2 protein-coding genes are annotated in these 1,484 nt (G+C 32.7%); both read left to right on the top strand.

What is annotated here, in order from left to right:
• Positions 1-575, top strand: a 575-nt coding sequence (locus tag J3U71_RS11575; RefSeq protein WP_267394648.1) for a helix-turn-helix domain-containing protein, incomplete at its 5' end; no start/stop codon positions are given.
• On the top strand, positions 512-1,453 hold the full coding sequence (locus tag J3U71_RS11570; protein ID WP_323848352.1) for an IS3 family transposase: 942 nt from the start codon (positions 512-514) through the stop codon (positions 1,451-1,453). The genes J3U71_RS11575 and J3U71_RS11570, both read left to right, overlap by 64 nt.
• Positions 1,454-1,484: the final 31 nt, after the last annotated feature.

The raw sequence follows: 1,484 nt of genomic DNA, 5'->3' as shown, positions 1-1,484 counted from the left end.
TGAAGTTAACCCCCGGAATTGGACAAAGATTCCAATTCGGGGGTTTTCTTATGTCTAAATATATACTAAAAACAAAATTAGAAGCAGTAGATTTGTATCAAAGAGGATTTAGTACAAAAGAAATTCAAGAGAAATTACATATCACATCACGTAGATCTATTGATGGTTGGATCAATAATTATCAACAGTATGGTAACAGAGGCCTGGAAAAAAGCTTTTCTAAGACAAGATATAGTGGTCAATTTAAATTAGAAGTCTTAAACTGGAGAAAAGAACATAGTGCCAGCTATCAAATTACTGCCAATCATTTTAATATTAAACAACATTCCACTATTGCGAATTGGCAAAGAAAATTAAATGAAGGCGGTGTTGATGCTTTATTTATTAAGCAAGGACGACCATTAATGCATAAAAAGAAAATTAAAGCAAAGAAGCATAAATATACTTCTCAAGAGTTAACTGAACTTGAACGTCTACGTTTAGAGAATCGTGCATTACATGTAGAAAATGAATATCTAAAAAAACTAGATGCCTTAGTTCAGAAACGCGGACATCGGACGAAGAAAGATCTATAGTTAATGAACTAAGGCAAGAATTTGGCTTTAAATTAAAAGAAATATTACCCTACACAAGTTTGTCTAAAAGTACATTCGAGTACTATCCTCATCCAAAAAAGAAGCTGATCAGTGATAAAGCACTTGTTTCAATTATCAAAATGATAAAGAAGCATCATGCCAGTTATGGATACTGGCCTGTAACTGATACTCTGAGGATAACTTATCACCTAATGATTAATTATAAACGTGTTCAACGCTTAATGCGTGAGAACAATTTAGGAGCTAATAAATATAATCTTAGAGCCGGTAAATATGATTCTTCAAAGGGTCCACAAAATAAGAAAGCTAAGAATCGGTTCCATCAAAAGTTTAAGACTGATAGACCATATCAAAAGGTCGTAACTGATATTAGTGAATTTAGATATGGGAACATGACTATCCGTGATCGTGTATATTTATCGCCATTTAAGGACTTATTCAGCGGTGAAATTATTAGTTATACGATCACCGATCGTCCATTAACAAGATATGTTCTAAAAGGATTAGAGGGAGTGTTTACTGCAAGACCAAAGCTATTAAATTATCGAATGACAATCCATAGTGATCAAGGAATTCAATATCAATCTAATCCATATCGACATGCTTTACGAAAACATAAAGTATTTCAAAGCATGTCACGAAGAGCTACATGTCATGATAATGCAGCTATGGAAAGTTTCTTTCACATTATGAAAGTTGAAATGAATTATTTTACACATCACTTTGATACTAAGAAACAATTGGTTAAGGCGATGAAAGAATGGATAAGTTATTACAATGAAGATAGAATTCGGCACAAACTAAAAGGCTTAACTCCGATTCAATATCGGAATCAAGCCTTAAGTAAAATGATATAAAACTAACGTCCAGTTTTAGGGGTTAGCTTCA

Origin of the sequence: Lactobacillus sp. B4015 (genome assembly GCF_026536055.1) — a bacterium.
Classification (GTDB): domain Bacteria; phylum Bacillota; class Bacilli; order Lactobacillales; family Lactobacillaceae; genus Lactobacillus; species Lactobacillus panisapium.
The sequence above is the reverse complement of the archived record's forward strand: the minus strand, read 5'-3'. Positions and strand labels throughout refer to the sequence as shown.